This window comes from Denitromonas iodatirespirans (genome assembly GCF_018524365.1).
GTDB classification, from domain to species: Bacteria; Pseudomonadota; Gammaproteobacteria; order Burkholderiales; family Rhodocyclaceae; genus Nitrogeniibacter; species Nitrogeniibacter iodatirespirans.
This window is the reverse complement of record NZ_JAEKFT010000093.1, coordinates 1-1,286: the sequence shown is the minus strand read 5'-3', so window position 1 is coordinate 1,286 and position 1,286 is coordinate 1. Positions and strand designations below refer to the sequence as shown.

1 protein-coding gene is annotated in these 1,286 nt (G+C 59.4%); it reads right to left on the bottom strand.

The features are described 5' to 3' along the window. Nucleotides 1-39 precede the first annotated feature (39 nt). Nucleotides 40-1,217, bottom strand: a protein-coding gene (locus tag I8J34_RS24050) for an IS3 family transposase (protein WP_370661899.1) whose coding sequence is annotated in 2 segments (ribosomal slippage) — nt 40-968 and nt 968-1,217 — 1,179 coding nt in all. Because the reading frame shifts where the segments join, the coding sequence is not laid out codon by codon here. Between the last annotated feature and the right edge of the window lie 69 nt (nt 1,218-1,286).

Below are 1,286 nucleotides of genomic sequence, written 5' to 3'. Positions count from 1 at the left end.
TGAGGTTCCCTCGGTTTTTCGTCTGCCAAAGGGTGGGTTTCATGCTACCTGTTTTTCCTGATGCTGCGCTCTGATCCAGTTCTCCAGGAACTGAACTGGCGACTTGTAGCCGAGGGTCGAATGCTGCCGCTTCCGGTTGTAGAAGACCTCGATGTATTCGAAGCTGGCAGCCTTCATGTCAGCATGAGTGGCATAGCGAATCCCATGCACCCGCTCGTTCTTGAAACTGTTGAACCAGCTCTCCGTTGGCGCGTTATCCCAGCAGTTCCCCTTTCGGCTCATCGAGCAGGTCATGCCGAATGCCTTGAGCTTGTCCTGAAAGGCATGGCTGGCGTACTGGCTGCCCCGGTCGGAGTGATGCAGCAGCCCCGGCGCCGGCCGCTTTCTGAACCAGGCCATGGTCAGCGCATCGGTCACGATGTCCGCCGTCATGCGCGGTTTCAGCGACCAGCCAACGACCTCACGGTTGAACAGATCGAGCACGATGGCCAGATAGAGCCAGCCTTCATCGGTCCACAGGTAGGTAATGTCCGACGTCCAGACCTGGTTCGGCGCCGTCGGCGTGAAGTTTCTGGCCAGCAGGTTCTCCGCCACCGGCAGGCCATGCTTCGAGTCCGTCGTGACCTTGTAGCGCCGTTTGTGGCGAGCGTGGATGCCGTTCTCGCGCATCAGACGCTCAACCCGTTCCTTGCTGGCCGAGAAACCCCTGGCTCGCAGCTCCCGTACCATGCGCGGGCTGCCGTAGGCCCCTTTGAGTTCGGCATGAATGGCGCGGATCAGCGCCAGCATCTGATTGTTGGACAGGCGCTTGCGATCCGGCGCTCCACCACGCTTCCAGGCTCGGTAGCCGCTGATGCTGACATCGAGCGCATCGCACATTTCGGACAACGCGAACGCCTTGCCCTGCTCGGCAATCCAGGCGTACCTCACAGAACATCCCTTGCGAAGTACGCCGTCGCTTTTTTTAGAATTTCGTTCTCCCGCTTGAGCCGGAGATTCTCGGCGCGCAGCCTTGAAAGTTCCATCTCTTCCGGGGTCACGACTCGGCCGCCGGCGCCGTTGAGCTTGCCTTCCGCCGCCGCCTTGACCCAGTTGCGCAAGGTCTGGTCGCTCAGCCCGAGTTCCTTGCAAACCATGCTGACGCTCTGGCCATCCTTGATCCGCTTGACCGCCAGTTCCTTGAACTCGGCCGTGTATGCCTGCTTCGGTATCTTCATTTCTTGCCTTCCAAAAGTGACGTCGATTTTATGTCACCCTTGGCAGACGAAATTTCGGGGGAAGCTCAC